The sequence below is a fragment of the Actinoallomurus vinaceus genome (assembly GCF_039542055.1).
Classification (GTDB): Bacteria; Actinomycetota; Actinomycetes; order Streptosporangiales; family Streptosporangiaceae; genus Actinoallomurus; species Actinoallomurus vinaceus.
In genome coordinates this window covers 756,430-773,393 of record NZ_BAABHK010000001.1, presented here as the reverse complement: position 1 = coordinate 773,393, position 16,964 = coordinate 756,430, and the positions used below count along the sequence as shown (strand labels likewise).

Genomic DNA, 16,964 nt, shown 5'->3' with positions numbered 1-16,964 from the left:
TCAGTCCCACTCCAGACCACCGCGACGCCACACATAGGCGTACGCGATGAGGACGGTGACGATGAAGAGCACCATTTCGACGAGACCGAACAGCCCCATGTGGTCGAAGGCGACCGCCCAGGGGTACAGGAAGATGATCTCAATGTCGAAGACGATGAACAGCATCGCCGTCAGGTAGTACTTCACCGGGAAGCGGCCGCCGCCGACCGGCTGCGGTGTCGGTTCGATACCGCATTCGTATGCCTCGAGCCGGGCGCGGTTCCAGCGCTTGGGTCCGGTGAAGGACCCCATGACCACCGAGCCGACCGCGAACAGCAGCGCGAGCGCGCCCAGTACGACAATAGGAACGTAGAGGTTCAAGATCCCTACACCCCCCTCTCGGTGAGTGCCTTCGAACACGCCTCCGGCGCTGTGAAAATCCTAGGCAAGGCGATCATCACTTCTTCTCTCGGGGTCTCACGCCGCCGGTGCCAGCTTCGACATCGCGTTGATGATCCGGTCCATCGAGTCGCCGCCCCGCGGATCCGTCAGGTTGGCGAGCAGCTTCAGCGTGAACCGCATCAGGGTCGGGTGCGGCAGGCCGTGGCGTGTCGCGAACTTCATGAGGCGCGGATCACCGATCGCCTTCACGAAGATCCGCCCGACCGTGTAGTAGCCGCCATAGGCCTCCTTCAGCACGCGCGGGTAGTCGTGCAGGGCACGCTCGCGCTGCGCGGCGGTGGGCCGGCCCAGTGCCTGGGCGATGATCTCGGCGGCCATCTCCCCGGACTCCATCGCGTACGCGATGCCCTCCCCGTTGAACGGGTTGACCATGCCGCCGGCGTCGCCGACCAGCAGGAGACCCCGCGTGTAGTGCGGCGTCCGGTTGAAGCCCATCGGCAGGGCCGCACCGCGCACCGGGCCGGTGGCGTTGTCCTCCTGGTAGCCCCACTCCTCCGGCATCCCGGCGAGCCAGCTCTTCAGCAGGGCGCGGTAGTCGACGTTCTTGAACGCCTCGCTCGTGTTGAGCAGGCCGAGGCCGACGTTGGAGGTGCCGTCGCCGACACCGAAGATCCAGCCGTAGCCGGGCAGCAGCCGGTCACCGTCCCACAGCTCCAGCCAGGACTCGAGGTAGTCGTCCTCGTGGCGCGGGCTCGTGTAGTAGCGCCGGACCGCCACGCCGATCGGCCGGTCGTCGCGCTTGCGCAGGCCCATGGCGAGCGACAGGCGCGTGGAGTTGCCGTCCGCGGCGACGACGAGCGGCGCCTTGAAGGTGACCTCGCCGTCGTCGGTCTTGGCGACGACGCCGGTGATCCGGCCCGTACGGTCGTCGAGGACCGGGCCGGTGACGTTGGTGTTCATGCGGAGCTTGACCCCGGCGGCGACGGCGCGCTCGGCGAGGATCTGGTCGAAGTCCATCCGCGTGCGGACCAGCCCGAAGTCGGGATAGCTCGCCAGGTCGGGCCAGGGCAGTTCGAGGCGGGTGCCGCCACCGATGATCCGCAGGCCCTTGTTCCGGATCCAGCCGGGCGCGTCGATGTCGACGCCCATCTTGATCAGCTGCTTGACCGCGCGCGGGGTCAGGCCGTCACCGCACACCTTCTCGCGCGGGAACGTCGTCTTCTCCAGCAGGAGGACGTTCAGGCCCGTCTGCGCCAGGTGGTAGGCCGTCGTCGAACCCGCCGGGCCGGCGCCGACGACGATGACGTCGGCCTCGGTCGCGGAGTCCTGCTGCGGTACGGACACTGGCTCGGTCACGAGAATCCTTCGGGTGCACGGTTTCGGTTGTGCCGCCCCGGGTGCGGGGGCGATGCCGCGACGGATCGTACGGGGCTGCCTGGAGCCGGGTGCGACCCGGGGTGCGTCTGGCTCTCTTGTTCTTTTGTGAAGCACTTCACAAGCGGCTTACACCGTGAGTGTAAACCTTGCGTGACGTTGCTTGGGAACCACGCGCGCGGCCCGATCGTACGCGCGATCCCGCATGCGGCGTTAACCGAGGGCTTGCGTACGCTTACCGTTCATGACGCGCGCATCCCTGGACAAGCGACCGGCCGAGGTTGCGGCGATGTTCGACCGCACCGCCGCGCGCTACGACCTGCTCAACGACCTGATGACCGGCGGCCTGGACCGGCTGTGGCGCCGTGAGGTCGTCAAGGCCCTGGACGTACGGGCCGGCGAGACCGTCCTTGACCTGGCGGCCGGCACCGGCACCTCCACGGTGCCGTTCGCGCAGGCGGGCGCGCACACCGTCGCCTGCGACTTCTCCCTCGGCATGCTGCAGGAGGGCATGCGCCGGAACGGCTCGACGGGCGTGCGGTTCGTCGCCGGGGACGCGCTGCGGCTGCCGTTCGCGGATTCGTCGTTCGACGCCGTGACCATCTCGTTCGGGATCCGTAACGTCAACGACACCGTTCAGGCGCTCGCGGAGCTGCGCCGGGTGACGAGGCCGGGCGGGCGGCTGGTCGTCTGTGAGGTCAGCAGGCCGCCGAACCCGGTGATACGGACCATGCACGGCCTGCATCTGAAGGTCGGCCTGCCGCTGATGGCCAAGGTCAGTTCGAACCCGGACTCCTACCACTACCTGGCGGAGTCGACGGCGGCCTGGCACGACCAGGCGGCGTTCGCCCGGCTGATGCAGGAGGCCGGCTGGACCTCGGTGCGCTGGCGCAACCTCACCTTCGGCGCCGTCGCCCTCCACCACGCCGTCCGCTGAGAAGCCCCGCCGCGGACCAGGCGACCCCGGTTCACGGCAGGGGCGCCGTCCTCCGGGCCACCTGATACGTGGCCCGGACGGCGTCGTCGTTTCGCGCGCTTGAGCCTCGTGGCGTCACCAAGACGGCCGGAGCACGACGGCGCCGTCGCGGCTAAGACGCGGCGTCCGGGCCGTTCGGCGCGGGCTTCCGGCTGCCGGCGACCGGCTCCGGATCGTCGTCCGCGCGGCCCGGCTGCTGAGCAGAGGAGGCGGTGTCCTCCTCGTCGACGTCCTCGCGGGCGGCGCCTTCGGCGAGGCTCTGCCGCATCCGGGCGGCGCGGCGGGTCACGGAGCTCGAGATCGCGTCGCGCTGCCGGGACAGCAGCACGAAACTGACGATGCCGCTGATCAGCACGGCCAGCGCGAGCAGCAGGAAGCCGCGTGCCCCGGCGAGGAACAGCACTCCGGCGGTCGCGCCGAACAGCGCGAGCCGGGCGAGGGTGTAAAGGAATACGGAACGCATGACCTTTTGAGACTATCCCTCCCCTGCGCGGGTCCGTCCGGGGCCCGCCTTACTCCGCGCCACCGGGCTCCCGGACAGGCTCGCCCCGAGCCGCCGGGCTCCCGGACCCGCGCCACTCCGTACCGCCGGGCCCCGGACCAGGGGGGCGTCCATCTTCGTCCGCCGGACACCCCTGGACGTCACTCGGTCCCGGCCGGCTCCTCCGCGAGGATCTCGGCGTACAGCTTCGGGTCGACGTTGGCGCCGGAGACGACGGCGACGTGACGCTGGGGGCGGCCCGCGTGGTGGCGGCCGCGGGAGGCGGTCGACGCGAGGTGCCCAGCGGTCGCGACCGCGCCGCCCGGCTCGGCGACCAGGCCCGCGCGGCGGGCGAGCAGCCGCATCGCCGCCCGGATCTCGTCCTCGCCGACGGTGATGATGTCGTCGACGTACGCGCGCAGGTGCTCGAACGGCAGCTTGCCGACGCGCTCGACGCGCAGGGCATCGGCGATCGTACGACCGGTCTCGGTGGCCGGCCAGCCGATCCGCCGGCCGGCCAGGAAGGACGCCTTCGCGTCGGCGGCCAGCTCCGGCTCCACGCCGATGACCTTGGTGTCCGGCCGCTTCGCCTTGATCGCCGTGGCGATGCCGGAGATCAGTCCGCCGCCGCTGATGGGCACGAAGACCGCGTCGACCTCGGGTTCCTCGTCGAGGATCTCCAGGCCGATCGTGCCCTGCCCGGCGATGATCCGGGGGTCGTCGAACGGCGGGATGAGCGCGTACCCGTGGGCGGCGGCCAGCCGGTCGGCCGTCTCGACGCGGGCCTCGATGGTCGGCTCGACGAAGACGATCTCCGCACCGAGCAGGCGGCAGGCGTCGACCTTCACGGCGGGGACCGTGTGCGGCATCACGAGGACGGCCGGGATGCCGAGGACGTTCGCGGCGTACGCGACGGCCTGCGCGTGGTTGCCGCTGGAGTGCGCGATGACGCCGCTCTTCCGGTCTTCTTCGGGCAGTGCGCTGATCGCGGCGTACGCGCCGCGGAGCTTGAAGGAGCCGACCGGCTGCAGCGACTCGGCCTTCAGCAGGAGAGGAGCGGAGGGCGCCTTACCGCGAAGCGGCACCAAGGGGGTGCGGACGGCGACGCCGGACAGCCGCGTGGCGGCGTCCTCAATCTCCTCCAAAGTCACAAGATCGGGCATATCCAGCACCCTACGGGGAGTGAGCGGGTCGCCGCGCGCCGGTCGCCGCCTGATCCAGAAGTGGTGGCCATCTCACCGTCGGGCTGCCGTCATCTCACCGTGAGGTCGGCGCCATCCAGCCGTCTGCCGGGTGGCGAACCGACCGCCCGACGCCGAACTCGCAACTGACCGGTCACGTGTAGTCATTACTGCATGTCACAAAACTACGTAGCGTGATCTTTTCCGAAAACAAGGGAGAAATCGGTCTTGACACGGCAGACTGAGAAACAGTCCACCCGCGACGAGAGCGGGACAAAGGGGGAGAGAAAACGTGGAGAGTACGAGCGAGCGCCTGCTGACCCCGGGTGAGGTCGCCGCCCTGTTCCGGGTCGACCCGAAAACTGTCACGCGCTGGGCCGCGGCAGGCCGGATCAGCAGCATCCGGACCCCGGGAGGGCACCGCCGTTTCCGGGAATCCGAGGTGCACGCCCTGCTGAGAGGCGAGGAGCCGGTCGAGGCCTCCGTACGCAGCGAACTGAGCCGCTAGACGCGCGACCGACGGCGACCGCGACTCGCCGTCACTCCTCTGGCTGTCGGGCCTTGAACTCCTCGAATTCGGCGCGCAGCGCCTCATCGTCCTCGCGCCACCGGCGGCGTTTTTCCGCCATCTCCTCTTCTGAGATCGACTGGGCGAGAAGCCGCTGGTAGTCGGGATCCTCCGGGCCGATCTCCACATAGGCCTGTCCGATCACGCTCCCCGAGCCGCCGTGTGACTGTCGTCCGCGCGCCAGCACGCTCGCGGGCACCCGCAGGTTACCGCTGGGGAGCCTGATCACGTACATCGCAGATCACCTAAATCCCGTATTTACGGTTGAAGAAAAGCATCACATTGAGCGCCGTCCGGGTATCCCCGCCGAGCATGTCGACAAGCGCGGGCCGTTGCCGCGACGCGATCGCGGCGAAGGCGTCCGCGAAGAACTCGTGGCGACCGAGATCTTCCGCCTGCCGGTGAAACTCACTCTCCAAGTGTGGAAGACATTGGGCGTACAGCGCACGGAACTCCGGAGTGTCGGACTGCCATTGTCGGCCGCCGTCTTCGGTCGTCGTGCCGTCGATGTCATCGAGGGCGTGACCGATCTCATGCAGCATCACGTCCGGAGTCGGTGACGGGCGGTCACCGACCACGATCGTACGATCGCCGTACGCTCCGGCGCAGATGTCCCAGGTTCCTTTGCCCGACGGGAGCGGCTCGCCGCGGAGATAGTCCATGTCGTCGAGGTCCGGGACGCCTCCGGAGCCGACGTAGATCCCGTTGAGGCCTTCGGCCAGCTTGTCCTTGAGCAGATCGGGCAGCTCTGCGAGGCTGTCGACGGCCCGGACGACGTCCGAGGGCACCGGACCGCCGTCGGGGAACCACTGGCGGTACAGGACGTCCTCCAGCGCCCCGCAGTGCCGTCGTCCGTCCCGTACGTCGGGCGCGTCCGGTCGGTGGGGCGCGGCGCGGGGCAGCTCCTCGTCGAGCTCGATGTCCCGCCAGGTGTAACGGAGCTCGTCCGGTCGCTCGGGGACCGGGGTGTCCACCCGCTCGATCGCCGCCCGGTCGCTCCGCTCGGCGATCTGCCGCTCCTCGTCGGGGCGGAGCTTGCGGAACCGGCCGAGCGCGTCCCTCGGCTGCAGGCGGCGGGACCGGGCGACGGACCGTTCGGGCCGCGCGGACCGATCGGCGTCGCCCGCGGAGTCCTTGCTCCGGCGATGGCGCCCGGTCCGGGAGTCGGCGGGTGCGTCGAGCTGCTGGCGACGGTTCACCCGGTAACGCATGACACGTCCCCTCGCTCGGTTAGGCGGAAGCGTAAGCCAGCCTCCAGGGACGCGTCATCCCCGATGCGGGCGACGATCCGCTGCGGCCCGTTGCGGCCACCCCTACGGTGGCATTCAGGTCTGCGGGTTACGCTGCGACCATGCTCGTCCTTGCCGTCGTGCTCGTCCTTGTCGCACTCGGCGTCTGGCTGTTCTGCCTGTTCGAGGTGCTGTCCACCGATGAGAGCGAAACCCGGCACCTGCCGAAGTTCGCGTGGTTCCTCATCGTGCTGCTCGGCTTCGAACTCGGCGCGATCGCCTGGCTCCTGTTCGGTCGGCGCCGCCGATTCGTCACCGCCGGCGTCACCGCGTGGCCGCCGGACTTCCTCACCTCGGCGGGCAATGACGGCCGGGCGTCGGCCCCGGCCGAGCGCGGCCCGCTGGGCCCGGACGACGATCCGGACTTCCTGCGCCAGCTCGACCGCCGCCTCCGGGGCGACGACTCCTGAAATGACCGAACCCCGGCGCCGAGGACGGCGGCCGGGGTCGGAGAGGCGTGCTCTGCGGGTCAGTGCAGGGCGCTGCCCTTCACCCAGTTGTCCCAGGACAGGGCCCAGAACACCCAGCCGTTGGAGTCCGTCTCGTTGGCCAGCTTGCGGCTGGTGCCGGTGACGTTCACGATGTCGCCGCGCTGGGCGATGTTGTAGAAGTACCGGGCGCCGGTCGGCGAGGTGCGGACGCAGCCGTGGCTGGCGTTGCGGTTGCCGAGCGCGTCGTACTCCCCGACGCTCTGGTGGACGTACTCACCCTTGTTGGTGATCCGGACCGCGAGGTTGACGACCTCCTTGTAGTAGCCCGGGTCGCCCTTCTTACGGTTCGGCGACTCCATCGTCACGCTCTCGGACTTCTCCTGCGTGATGTGCAGACCGCTGGTCGTGGTGTACTCCGTCGTCGTCCCCACGCCCGTGCTGATCGGGAACTTCTTGATGACGCCGTCGTGGTTGACCTTCATGTAGTGCGTCTTGGAGTTGGCGACGGTGACGTTCGACGCGCCGATCTTGAAGGCCCGGGTGGTGTCCGTCTTCCCGTACACGCCCTTGAGGCCCCGCACGCCGGACAAGTGGGCCGTGAAGGTGACGTTCTGGTGCGACCCCCAGAACTTCTCGGTGCGGAAGACGACCTGCTGGCTCGACATCCAGTGCCAGACGCCGGTGTCACCCTTGTCCGACTTGACCTCGAGGGCCCGCTCGACGTTCGCCTTGTTGGCGATCGGCTTGTCGAACGTCACGATGATCGGCATGCCCACGCCGACCTTCTCGCCGGGCTGCGGCGTGATGTCAGTGATCTTGAAGGTCTGCGTGGCCTTCTGCGTCGAGAACTTGCTCGTGGTCGTGGTGGTCTTGCCCTTGGCGTTCTTGGCCGTGACGTTCACGGTGTACGACGCGCCGGGCTGGAGCGTCCACTTGGTCTTCCACTGCGTGTGGTCGGGTGTGAAGTCGCCCGGCACCGCCTTGCCGCCCTGAGCCACCGTGACCTGCTCGAGCTTGCCGCCCGAGGAGGCGACCGAGACGCCCTGGTCGGGGCGCACCGAGCCGGTGCCGTTGGCCGGAGTGACGCGAACCTGCGCGTCGGGGGCCTTCGTCCCGCCCTCACCGTTCGTCCCGGCCTCGCTGTTGCCCGAGCACGCGGACGCCCCGGCGAGCAAGGCCGCCATCATGACCACGCCAACGGCCGACCGCCTGTTAACCACCCGAGTCCTCCCAGATTCACCCACGACCCATCTGACGCCCGGAGAGGGTAAAAAGTTGCCAGTGGGGCTTAAGTAATCAGCCAGCGTAGGAGTGCAACCCGGAAACGAGGTAGTTGATTCCGAAAAAGTTGAACAGGAGACACCCGAAGGCGATCAGCGAGATGACGGCCGCCTTCCGGCCCCGCCAGCCCGCCGTGGCGCGGGCGTGCAGGTACCCGGCGTACACGACCCAGGTAATGAACGACCAGGTCTCCTTGGGGTCCCAGCCCCAGTAGCGGCCCCACGCGGAGTCCGCCCAGATCGCGCCGGCGATGATGGCGAACGTCCAGATCGGGAAGCCGAACATCATGGTCCGGTGCGAGATGCGGTCGAGGGTCTCGGCGTCCGGGACCCGCTCCATGATGCCGCCCGGCTTGACGGGCTTGTTCCGAGCCTTGACGAGGTAGAGGATCGTGGCGACGCCGGCGACGGTGAAGACGCCCGTGGCCGTCACGGCGGCGGTGACGTGGATGGCGATCCAGTACGAGTGCAGCGCCGGACGCAGCGGGCCCGGGTCGTCGTACAGCCAGATCGTGGCGACGCCGAGCGCGATCACGACGGCGACCATGAGGAACGGGCCCAGCCAGTTGATCTTGTAGCGCCAGAGCATCACCATGTAGACGGTCACGGCCGCGAAGGTGATCGCGGACACGAACTCGTACATGTTGCCCCAGGGCACGCGGTCGGCGGCCATGCCCCGGGTGACGATCTCGGCGCCGTGGACGCCCCAGGCGAGCACGTTGATGAGGACGGCGAACCGGCCCCAGTCGATCCGGCGGCCCTCGTCCTCGGCGTCCGTGACGGCCTCGGAGTCCTCGGCGGTGTCGGGACCGCCCGCGCCGACGAGGACCTTCGCCTCGCTCGGCGCCGCGGCCATGGCGCGCCGCCGCCCGAACGCGATGTCGGCGGCGTACCCGACCATGGCGACGACGTAGAGCAGCACCGCGCCGAGCATCAGCTGGTTGCTCAGGTTCGCCAGATAAGTGTCGACCACGGTCGTCACTCCTCGTTCGTATTCGGGGGTTCTTCGGGCGCGGCCTTCTTCAGCCGCTCGACGATCGCGTCGAAGTCCGGGGTCGCGCCGCCGAGTGTTAGTCCTCCGACCTCGACCACGGTACGCCCGCCCTCGGCGGCCTTCGCACGCACCCACACCCTGCGGCGGCGCACGAGGAACGAGGCGACGATGCCCATGATCGCGACGATGCCGGCGGCGAGCGCGGGGACCCGTCCGGGGTCGTGGTTGACCGACAAGGTGACGTACTGCTTCAAGCCGTCGAAGGTGACGGATCCGGCGCCGCCCGGCAACGGCAGCGGCTGGTTGAGGACCAGCGGCTTGACCTTGTTCCCCATGAGGATGGGCTTGAGGTTCTTCGTGTTGAGCCGGTACACCGACTGCGGGGCGCCGTTGGACAGGCCGAGGTCGCCCTTGAAGGCGAACAGCGCCACCTGCGGGTTCAACGCTTTGGGGAAGGCCGACACGACCTTGCCCTGCTGGTTCGGCACCGCGGTGGGCCAGAACAGACCGATGAAGCCGAGCTGGTCGGGCTGGGCGTCCGGCACCTTGATGACGCCCTCGGAGGCGTACGTCGCCTCGTTGGTCGGCAGGAACGGCACCGCCCCCTGGAAGGCGACCTGCCCCTTGCCGTCGCGGACGGTGAAGTGCGGCGCGTACCCGTGGCCCAGGAGGTAGACGCGGGCGCCGTCCACGTTGAGCGGGTGGTTGACCCGCAGGTCGTACGACTTGACCGGGGACTTCAGGCCGTTCCGGTATCGGATCTTCGCCGCGAAGCTGGTCGGCTGCCCGCGGTTGGGGCCGCTCACGAGGTAGTCGGCATTGAAGGAGTCGAGCCACACCGTGAACGGCGGCAGCGTCGAGGAGTTGAAGCTGCGGCCGCCTTTGAACGCGTCGTACGAGGTGAGCGTGTTGGAGAAGCCCTCGCCCTCGGTCACCAGGACGTTGCCCTTGTAGCCGAACGCCGTGCCGGAGCCGACCGCGAACAGCAGCACGAGCAGGGCGAGGTGGAAGATCAGGTTGCCGGTCTCCCGCAGGTACCCCTTCTCGGCGGCGACCGCGTCGTCGTACGCGTCGACGCGGAACCGCCGCTCCTTGAGGACCGTCCGCGCCTCGGCGAGGACCTCGTCGGGGGCGGCGGCCGTCTCGTACGACGCCGACTCCGGCAGCCGGCCGAGGTTGCGCGGGGGTTTCGGCGGGCGGGCCCGCAGCTGGGCGAAGTGCTGCTTGGTCCGTGGCAGCACGCAGCCGGCCAGGGAGACGAACAGCAGGATGTAGATCGCCGCGAACCAGGGCGCGGCGAACACGTCGAACAGCGACAGCTTGTCCAGCCACGGCGCGAGCGTCTTGTGCTGGTCAAAGAAGGTCGCGACCTTCTCCGGCGCCTGCCCACGCTGCGGCAGGAACGACCCGGGCACGGTGCCGAGCGCGACGAGGAACAGCAGCACCAGCGCCGTGCGCATCGAGGTCAGCTGCCGCCAGCCCCACCGCAGCCAGCCGAGGATGCCGATGCCCACCGGGCGGTCCTTCGGCGCCTGCGGCGCGGCCTGAGTCTCGGGAGCGTCGACGCTCACGGGCGGGCCCCCTTGTCGAACACCATCAGATCACCGTCTTGAAGCCGGACACCCAGCCTTGCAATTGGATCGTCAGGTCGCTCCACAGCCCGGTCACCAGGAGCACCCCGATCGCGACGAGCAGGCCGCCGCCGATCCGCGTCACGGCCTGGTAGTGGCGCTTCACCCAGCCGAACGCGCCCAGCGCCTTACGGTACGCGACGGCGGTGAGCAGAAAGGGCACGCCCAGACCCAGGCAGTAGGCGAAGGACAGCAGCGCGCCGCGGGTCGCGCTCGCCTCGGTGTAGGCCATCGCCTGCACGGCCGCCAGGGTCGGGCCGATGCACGGCGTCCAGCCCAGGCCGAACAGCGCGCCCAGGAACGGCGCCCCGGCGATCCCGGCGGTGGGCAGCCGGCTCGACTTGAAGGTCCGCTGCAGCCCGGGGATGAAGCCCATGAACGCCAGGCCGAGCACGATCGTGACGCCGCCCAGCACCTTCGTGATCACCGCCGCGTGCCGTTGCAGCAGCGCGCCGAACCCGCCGAACGCCAGCCCGGCGCTGACGAACACGACCGTAAACCCGAGGACGAACAGCGCCACCCCGAGCAGCAGCCGCCCGCGCTTCCGCTCGGCGAGGTCCGCGCCGCTCATGCCGGTGACGTACGACAGGTAGCCGGGCACGAGCGGCAGCACGCACGGCGACAGGAACGACACGAGCCCGGCCGCCGCCGCGATCGGGAACGCCATGACGAGCGATCCGCTGGTGATGGTGCTCATCGGCCCTCCACGGCGGCCACGGCCCGACGGCGCATCGTGGAACGTCTCATTTCTCGGCGGCGACCTTGGTGACGAGGTCCTGGAGGCGGGAGTAGGGCACGCTCCCGATGACGCGGACGGCCACCTTGCCGTGCCGGTCGATGATCAGCGTGGAGGGCACGGCGTTCGGCGGGATGTCGCGGAAGGCGAGCGCGATCTGCCCGGCCTGGTCGTACAGGCTCGGATAGCTGATCTTGAAGGTGCGGATGAACGCCTGGGCGTTGTCCTTGCCGTCCTTGATGTCCACGCCGAGGAACTGCACGCCCGAGCCCTTGGTCTTCTCGTAGATCTGCTCCATCGTCGGCGCCTCGGCGCGGCACGGTGCGCACCAGGACGCCCAGAAGTTCACGACGACGACCTTGCCGGTCTGCCCGGCGAGGTCGAACGGCTTGCCGTCGAGCGTGGTGCCCTTCACCTGCGGCGCGGCCTTGCGGGTCTTGAGGATCTGGCTGGAGTTGTCGCCGGCGACGTACCGCGAGTCGGAGCCGGTGCCGTTCTGTCCCGAACCGGTGCCCGCGCATCCGGCGAGCGCGCCGGCGCCGAGCAGAACGACCGCCGGAAGGGTCAGGGCACGGGGGGTCACGGGCACACTCCTACTACTACATCGTGTAGTACTCGCTTCTATTGTGCAGGAGGGCTCAGGCGCCGGGCACACCGGGGCGGCGGGACAGGTCGCCCGCCGGCTCCGCGTAGTCGACCTTGACGATGCGGTCGCCGTCGTAGGTGAAGCTGGTCACACTGGCCAGCCCGCACTGGCGGCGCGCCGGGTTGTGCCACATCCGGCGGCCCTCGACCTTCCGCCGCGTCACCCAGATCGGCAGCTGGTGGCTCACGCACACCGCCTCGTGCCCGCGCGCGGCGTCGCGCACGTCGGCCATGGCCGCCAGCATCCGCCGGGCGATCTCCACGTACGGCTCGCCCCAGGACGGCCGGAACGGATTCCAGAGGAACGGCCAGTGCTCCGGCCGGCGCAGCGACCCGTCGCCCACGCCGAACGTACGGCCCTCGAAGTGGTTGGCGGCCTCGATCAGCCGCTCGTCGGTGCCCACCTCGAGCCCGAGCGTCTCGGCGATCGGCTCGGCGGTCTCCTGGGCGCGCTCCATCGGGGAGGACACGAGCACGGTGATGTCACGCCCGTCGAACCACTTGGCCGCCGCCTTCGCCATCAGCCGGCCGTCGTCGCTGAGGTGGTATCCCGGCAGCCGCCCGTACAGGACACCCTCGGGGTTGTGCACCTCGCCGTGGCGCAGCAGATGAACGATCGTCTTCATAGCGCACCCACACTACCGGCCCCCGGAGGCGCTGCCGCCGACCCCACCAGCGAGTCGGCGAAACCGCGCCGCCTTCGTGGACACGCCGTGGGGGGATGGCGGCGTTCGGTCCGGTCTCCGAGATCCTTGAGTACGTTCCCGCGAACCTCTTGGCCTTATCCGCATCTCATAGAGAGTGAAGATCGACATGAGGAATCGGCGGCTGTTCGCCGGTCTGGCCCTCGCAGCCGCGACTGTCGCCACGATGACCGCCTGCTCCGGCGGGGGCTCGAAGGCCACAGCGGTCGCGGCGGACGCGACCATCAAGATCACTCCGGTGGACGGCGCGCGGACCGCCCGGCCGGACCAGGGCGTCGCGGTCGCCGCCTCCGGCGGGCAGCTGGAGCAGGTGGACGTACGGGCGGACGGTGCGACGGCGCCGGGCGGATTCGCCGCCGACCACAGGTCGTGGAAGACCACCTGGACTCTCAAGCCGGGCGTCTGGTACCAGGTGAAGGCCGTGGCGCGGAACTCCAAGGGCCGGGTCACCGCGGTGAGCAGCCGATTCCGTACTGCCCCGGCGGGACGCCGGATCGCCGTCGCCGACGTCACGCCGCAGGCCGGGGAGAAGGTCGGCGTGGGAATGCCGATCATCGTGACGTTCGACGGCCCGGTCGCCAACCGGGACCAGGTTCAGCACGCCCTCGAGGTGAAGGCGGACAAGGCGGACGAGGGCGCCTGGCACTGGATGTCGGACCGGCAGGTCGTCTACCGCACCCACCGCTACTGGCAGCCGCACCAGAAGGTGGTCTTCACCGCGCACCTGGCGGGCGTACGCGCGGCCAAGGGCGTGTACGGCACGGCCGACCTGACCAAGACCTTCGCCATCGGCGCGTCGAACGTCACCGCGGCGAGCGCCAAGACGCACTACATGAAGGTGAACCACGACGGCGTCGTGAAGACGTTCAAGATCAGCATGGGGAAGGCCACCACCCGGGAGTACACGACCACCAGCGGCATCCACCTCACCAAGGAGAAGGCCGAGGTGGTGCATATGGTGTCCCCGAACTGCCAGCAGGGCCAGTCCGGCTGTGAGCATTACGACGAGGACGTCCACCTCGCGGTCCGGATCACGGACGGCGGCGAGTACGTCCACCAGAGCGTCGGAGAGTACGACGCCCTCGGCAACCGCAACGCCAGCCACGGCTGCGTCCGCACCACGCCCGCCGGAGCCCGCTACTTCTACGGCATCGCCCAGCGCGGCGACATCGTCAAGATCACCGGTACGGACCGCCGATTCGTCGACGAGACGAACGCCGGCGACTGGAAGTTCTGGAACTACTCCTGGGACGCATGGGTGAAGAACGGTGACCTCCAGCGCTGACCGGCCGGAGATCGGCCCCGTACGGGCTCCGCGCGGTGTCGGTCCCGCGGTCAGCACATCGTGAACGAGATGGTCCTCACGATGTTGGGTTCTTGCATGTAGAGCTTGACGACGTGGTTTCCGGAGCCCCAGAAGGTCTCGGGACCGACCTTCGAGTATCTCTCGCTGCTGCTGTCCACCTCGTCGCCGTCGACATAGACCCAGTGTCGGGCGTTGGGATAATTGATCTGATATTGGTAGCCGCCCTTCGTGTAGCAGCTCCCGCTCTTGGTGCCGATCGCCGTCAGCACCAGCCCGGGACGGCCACCGCTGGTTCCGCCACCGCCGGTTCCGCTCGACCTGGTCGTGGTCGGCCTCGCCGACCGGGTCTTCGGTTGGGTCTTGCCGGCACTCGGCTTGGGCGAGGGGCCACCGGGCGTCTTCGTCGAGTTCGGTGACGAGGGGCCGGCCGACGGCTTCCCGCTGACACCGTCCCCCGGGCCTCCCGACGCGGTCGGGTTCCGCGTCTCCTGCCCGGTTCCGTGCGCGGCTTCCGCCTTGCCGCGGCCGGATCCCTTCCCGGGGTCCTCGGCCTCCGACATGCCCGGCCAGAGGATCGCGCCCGCGACGACGACGCCCGCCAGTACGGCCGCCGCTCCCGCCCCGGCCAGCAGAACGAGGCGGCGCCTCGCGGCGTCGGGCCGCCGCCCGCTCGGGGCGGACCCCGGCATCGGAGGGCCGGTCGGCGGTTGGAGCGAACCCGCGACAGGCCGCGGCGCAATGAACGGCGGCTGGGGGCCAGGGGGCGGTGGGACGGCGGGCGTCCGCTGCGGTCCGGCCGGCGACTGGGGCGGAGGTCCAGGCGGCGGCTGGGGCGAACCCGCGAGAGGCTGCGGGACGGTGACCGGCGGCGGCTGCAAGGAGGCGGGAGGCGGTGGGGTGGCGGCCGCCTGCTGCGGGCCGGTCGCCGCCGAACGAGCGCTGACCAGGCGCAACATCACATCCTGCATGGTCGGCCTGCGGGCGGGGTCCTTGGCCAGGCAGGCCACCACCAGTGAGCGCAGCGGCTCCGGAAGATCACCGAGGTCGGGCTCGCCCTGGAGGACCCGATTCATGATCGCCGGAAACGAGTCCGCGCCGAACGGCGGCCGCCCATTGGCCGCGAAGGCCATCACCGATCCCCAGGCGAACACGTCGGCGGGCGCGTCGATGGACCGCCCCTCGAACTGCTCGGGAGCCATGTACGCCGGCGTGCCCATGATGGTGCTGGTGAGGGTGAGGGGAGCCTCGGTATCGCGGGCTATCCCGAAGTCGATGACCCGGGGCCCATCGGGGCCGAGCAGCACATTGGACGGTTTGAAATCCCGGTGGACGATCCCCGCGTCGTGGATGGCCGTGAGCGCCGTGGCGGTGGCGACGGCGAGCCGTTGCAGGGCCGCCGTGCCGTCACGCGGTCCCGACTGCTGCAGCGAGGGACCGTCGACGTACTCGGTGACCACGTACGGCCGTGATCCCTCCGCGGACGCGTCGAGGACCTGCGCGATGCAGAACGGATCGACCCGGCGGGCGGCGGCGATCTCCTTCATGAAGCGTTCACGGACGCGGGGGTCGGCGGCGAGCTCCTCGCGCAGCAGCTTCACCGCGACGTTCGTCCCGTCGGGCGCGGACGCGAGATAGACCACTCCTTGGCCGCCCATTCCGAGCCGCCCGGTCAGCCGGTAAGGCCCCACGACGGACGGATCCTCAGAGCGCAGCGGCTCGGTTTCCGGCATGGGAACTACTCCCAGATGATCAACAGGGGGAGTCTGCACCATAACGCACGGTTGTGTCTTCCGTCAGAGCAACAGCCGATCACGCGGGTCGCACCAGCGCCGCGACGGCCATCCGCTACCTGAAGGCCGAGAACGGCGTTTACCCGCACTCACCAGACACGCTTCCGACAAGCCGTCGTATCGGGCGCATCACGGTCGGTAGGATCTCTGGCCGTGTCCTCCTGGCGAGCCGCAGGCGAAATCGCACCCACGTATCCCCATCCCATGCAGACGCTGACCCTCATGCTCATGGACGGCTCCGTGCCTCGCCGGGCCCGAGGGGATATGGACGCCTGCCTCGCGGCCATTCTCGAAGGCGCCGAGAACAACCTCCGTCCAGAGCCCGGCGGCCGGATGCTCTATCCGTTCGGGCTGGTCATGGACGCCGACGGGGTGCTTCGGATGGCCGCGCAGCACGACGTCGACTACGCGTACGACGAGACGGCCACCGCCGCCACGCTGTACCACCTCGCCGACGACTACCGCGCGCGAGCGGCCGAGCTGCGCTGTGCCACGCTCGCCTACTACGTGCGCATGAAGGAGCCGTCACCGGGCGACACGACCCCCGTCAACGTACAGATCCGCAGGTCCACCGACTGGCAGAACGGCACCTCGGAGCCCCCGCCGGGGACCGTCGACGCCGTCGCCATGGAGGTCGAGCACCAGGCGGGCTGCGCGCTCGCGGTGTTCATGCCGTACGCCTGGCAGGGACCGCGCCAGGAGTTCGTCGTCGGCGACCTGATGGCCGTCCCCGCCAAACGCCGCATCTGGCCGGACTCCTGAGCAGGAAAACCGGTCGAGCCGACCTCCGAGTCGTCCGGGAGTTCGCGTCGCAGACCACAACGAAGGTCATGGTCACGCCCCGAATTCCTGGCCAAGCGCGGCGAGATCTTCGGCGGCGGCGCGTCGCTCCTGGTCGTCACGCCGCTTGTACTCCATCAGCGTCTCAACGGTGATGCGCCGGTGCTTTCCCACCAGCCGACACGGGATCGTTCCCGCTTCCAACAAGCCGATCAAGCACGGACGCGAAACGTTCAGCAGGTCCGCTGCCTGCTGAGTGTTCAGCTCGGCATACGCGGCCATAGCCACCTCCTTCCGCAACAGCTCCACAGACGACCGGTGTGTAGAGCGCCGTCCCGTCACGAGGGAAAAATCCCTCGTGACGGGACGGCGTAGCATGCAGCGTCGCTGAGCCGAGCGGCATCCAGTCTTGACGTC

General features: G+C 69.4%; 19 protein-coding genes. 5 read left to right on the top strand and 14 right to left on the bottom strand.

The features are described 5' to 3' along the window. A complete protein-coding gene (locus ABEA24_RS03415; RefSeq protein ID WP_345352310.1) occupies window positions 1-360 on the bottom strand; it encodes an NADH-quinone oxidoreductase subunit A in 360 nt (119 codons plus the stop codon). A 96-nt stretch (window positions 361-456) separates the two neighbouring features. After that, entirely contained in the window at window positions 457-1,737 is a 1,281-nt protein-coding gene (locus tag ABEA24_RS03410) for a geranylgeranyl reductase family protein (protein ID WP_345429121.1), read from the bottom strand. Window positions 1,738-1,999: 262 nt separating this feature from the next. On the opposite strand from ABEA24_RS03410, the gene ABEA24_RS03405 reads away from it, so the two are divergent. After that, window positions 2,000-2,692 carry a demethylmenaquinone methyltransferase gene (locus ABEA24_RS03405; RefSeq protein WP_345429120.1) on the top strand — a complete coding sequence of 231 codons (693 nt, stop codon included), beginning with the start codon at window positions 2,000-2,002 and terminating at the stop codon, window positions 2,690-2,692. 151 nt (window positions 2,693-2,843) lie between these two features. Here ABEA24_RS03405 and ABEA24_RS03400 read toward each other — a convergent pair whose 3' ends face one another. Then, window positions 2,844-3,194, bottom strand: coding sequence for a DUF4229 domain-containing protein (locus ABEA24_RS03400; protein ID WP_345429119.1), 351 nt, complete (start codon window positions 3,192-3,194; stop codon window positions 2,844-2,846). Between the two features lie 179 nt (window positions 3,195-3,373). Continuing rightward, on the bottom strand, window positions 3,374-4,375 hold the full coding sequence (locus tag ABEA24_RS03395; RefSeq protein ID WP_345429118.1) for a threonine ammonia-lyase: 1,002 nt from the start codon (window positions 4,373-4,375) through the stop codon (window positions 3,374-3,376). Between the two features lie 310 nt (window positions 4,376-4,685). Here ABEA24_RS03395 and ABEA24_RS03390 point away from each other — a divergent pair, with 310 nt between their 5' ends. Beyond that, window positions 4,686-4,901: a BldC family transcriptional regulator gene (locus tag ABEA24_RS03390; RefSeq protein ID WP_252840677.1), complete on the top strand. Its 216-nt coding sequence runs from the start codon at window positions 4,686-4,688 to the stop codon at window positions 4,899-4,901. Window positions 4,902-4,932: 31 nt separating this feature from the next. On the opposite strand, the gene ABEA24_RS03385 is transcribed toward ABEA24_RS03390, so the two are convergent. Both ABEA24_RS03385 and ABEA24_RS03380 read right to left on the bottom strand, forming a co-directional pair. Next, window positions 4,933-5,196, bottom strand: a complete 264-nt coding sequence (locus ABEA24_RS03385) for a hypothetical protein (protein WP_345429117.1) — start codon at window positions 5,194-5,196, stop codon at window positions 4,933-4,935. Window positions 5,197-5,206: 10 nt separating this feature from the next. Next, on the bottom strand, window positions 5,207-6,172 hold the full coding sequence (locus ABEA24_RS03380; protein WP_345429116.1) for a hypothetical protein: 966 nt from the start codon (window positions 6,170-6,172) through the stop codon (window positions 5,207-5,209). Window positions 6,173-6,312: 140 nt separating this feature from the next. Here ABEA24_RS03380 and ABEA24_RS03375 point away from each other — a divergent pair, with 140 nt between their 5' ends. Continuing rightward, entirely contained in the window at window positions 6,313-6,660 is a 348-nt protein-coding gene (locus tag ABEA24_RS03375; RefSeq protein WP_345429115.1) for a PLD nuclease N-terminal domain-containing protein, read from the top strand. Between the two features lie 59 nt (window positions 6,661-6,719). Here ABEA24_RS03375 and ABEA24_RS03370 read toward each other — a convergent pair whose 3' ends face one another. The 6 genes from ABEA24_RS03370 to ABEA24_RS03345 all read right to left on the bottom strand — a co-directional run bounded on the left by ABEA24_RS03370 (window position 6,720) and on the right by ABEA24_RS03345 (window position 12,593). Next, window positions 6,720-7,868: a L,D-transpeptidase gene (locus ABEA24_RS03370; RefSeq protein ID WP_345429114.1), complete on the bottom strand. Its 1,149-nt coding sequence runs from the start codon at window positions 7,866-7,868 to the stop codon at window positions 6,720-6,722. Between the two features lie 109 nt (window positions 7,869-7,977). Beyond that, window positions 7,978-8,934 (bottom strand): c-type cytochrome biogenesis protein CcsB, encoded by a 957-nt coding sequence (gene ccsB, locus ABEA24_RS03365; protein ID WP_345429113.1) that lies wholly within the window; start codon window positions 8,932-8,934, stop codon window positions 7,978-7,980. Window positions 8,935-8,939: 5 nt separating this feature from the next. Next, the gene (gene resB, locus ABEA24_RS03360) at window positions 8,940-10,526 is read right to left on the bottom strand and encodes a cytochrome c biogenesis protein ResB (RefSeq protein WP_345429112.1); all 1,587 of its coding nucleotides are present in this window, start codon (window positions 10,524-10,526) and stop codon (window positions 8,940-8,942) included. Between the two features lie 25 nt (window positions 10,527-10,551). Next, a complete protein-coding gene (locus ABEA24_RS03355) occupies window positions 10,552-11,283 on the bottom strand; it encodes a cytochrome c biogenesis CcdA family protein (protein ID WP_345429111.1) in 732 nt (243 codons plus the stop codon). Window positions 11,284-11,329: 46 nt separating this feature from the next. Then, window positions 11,330-11,905, bottom strand: a complete 576-nt coding sequence (locus ABEA24_RS03350; protein ID WP_345429110.1) for a TlpA family protein disulfide reductase — start codon at window positions 11,903-11,905, stop codon at window positions 11,330-11,332. 55 nt (window positions 11,906-11,960) lie between these two features. Next, on the bottom strand, window positions 11,961-12,593 hold the full coding sequence (locus ABEA24_RS03345; protein ID WP_345429109.1) for a histidine phosphatase family protein: 633 nt from the start codon (window positions 12,591-12,593) through the stop codon (window positions 11,961-11,963). 187 nt (window positions 12,594-12,780) lie between these two features. On the opposite strand from ABEA24_RS03345, the gene ABEA24_RS03340 reads away from it, so the two are divergent. Next, window positions 12,781-13,956, top strand: a complete 1,176-nt coding sequence (locus ABEA24_RS03340; protein ID WP_345429108.1) for a L,D-transpeptidase — start codon at window positions 12,781-12,783, stop codon at window positions 13,954-13,956. A gap of 50 nt (window positions 13,957-14,006) precedes the next feature. On the opposite strand, the gene ABEA24_RS03335 is transcribed toward ABEA24_RS03340, so the two are convergent. Next, the gene (locus tag ABEA24_RS03335; protein ID WP_345429107.1) at window positions 14,007-15,707 is read right to left on the bottom strand and encodes a serine/threonine-protein kinase; all 1,701 of its coding nucleotides are present in this window, start codon (window positions 15,705-15,707) and stop codon (window positions 14,007-14,009) included. 264 nt (window positions 15,708-15,971) lie between these two features. On the opposite strand from ABEA24_RS03335, the gene ABEA24_RS03330 reads away from it, so the two are divergent. Further along, the gene (locus ABEA24_RS03330; RefSeq protein WP_345429106.1) at window positions 15,972-16,529 is read left to right on the top strand and encodes a hypothetical protein; all 558 of its coding nucleotides are present in this window, start codon (window positions 15,972-15,974) and stop codon (window positions 16,527-16,529) included. 72 nt (window positions 16,530-16,601) lie between these two features. Here ABEA24_RS03330 and ABEA24_RS03325 read toward each other — a convergent pair whose 3' ends face one another. Then, window positions 16,602-16,829, bottom strand: coding sequence for a helix-turn-helix domain-containing protein (locus tag ABEA24_RS03325; RefSeq protein ID WP_345429105.1), 228 nt, complete (start codon window positions 16,827-16,829; stop codon window positions 16,602-16,604). Between the last annotated feature and the right edge of the window lie 135 nt (window positions 16,830-16,964).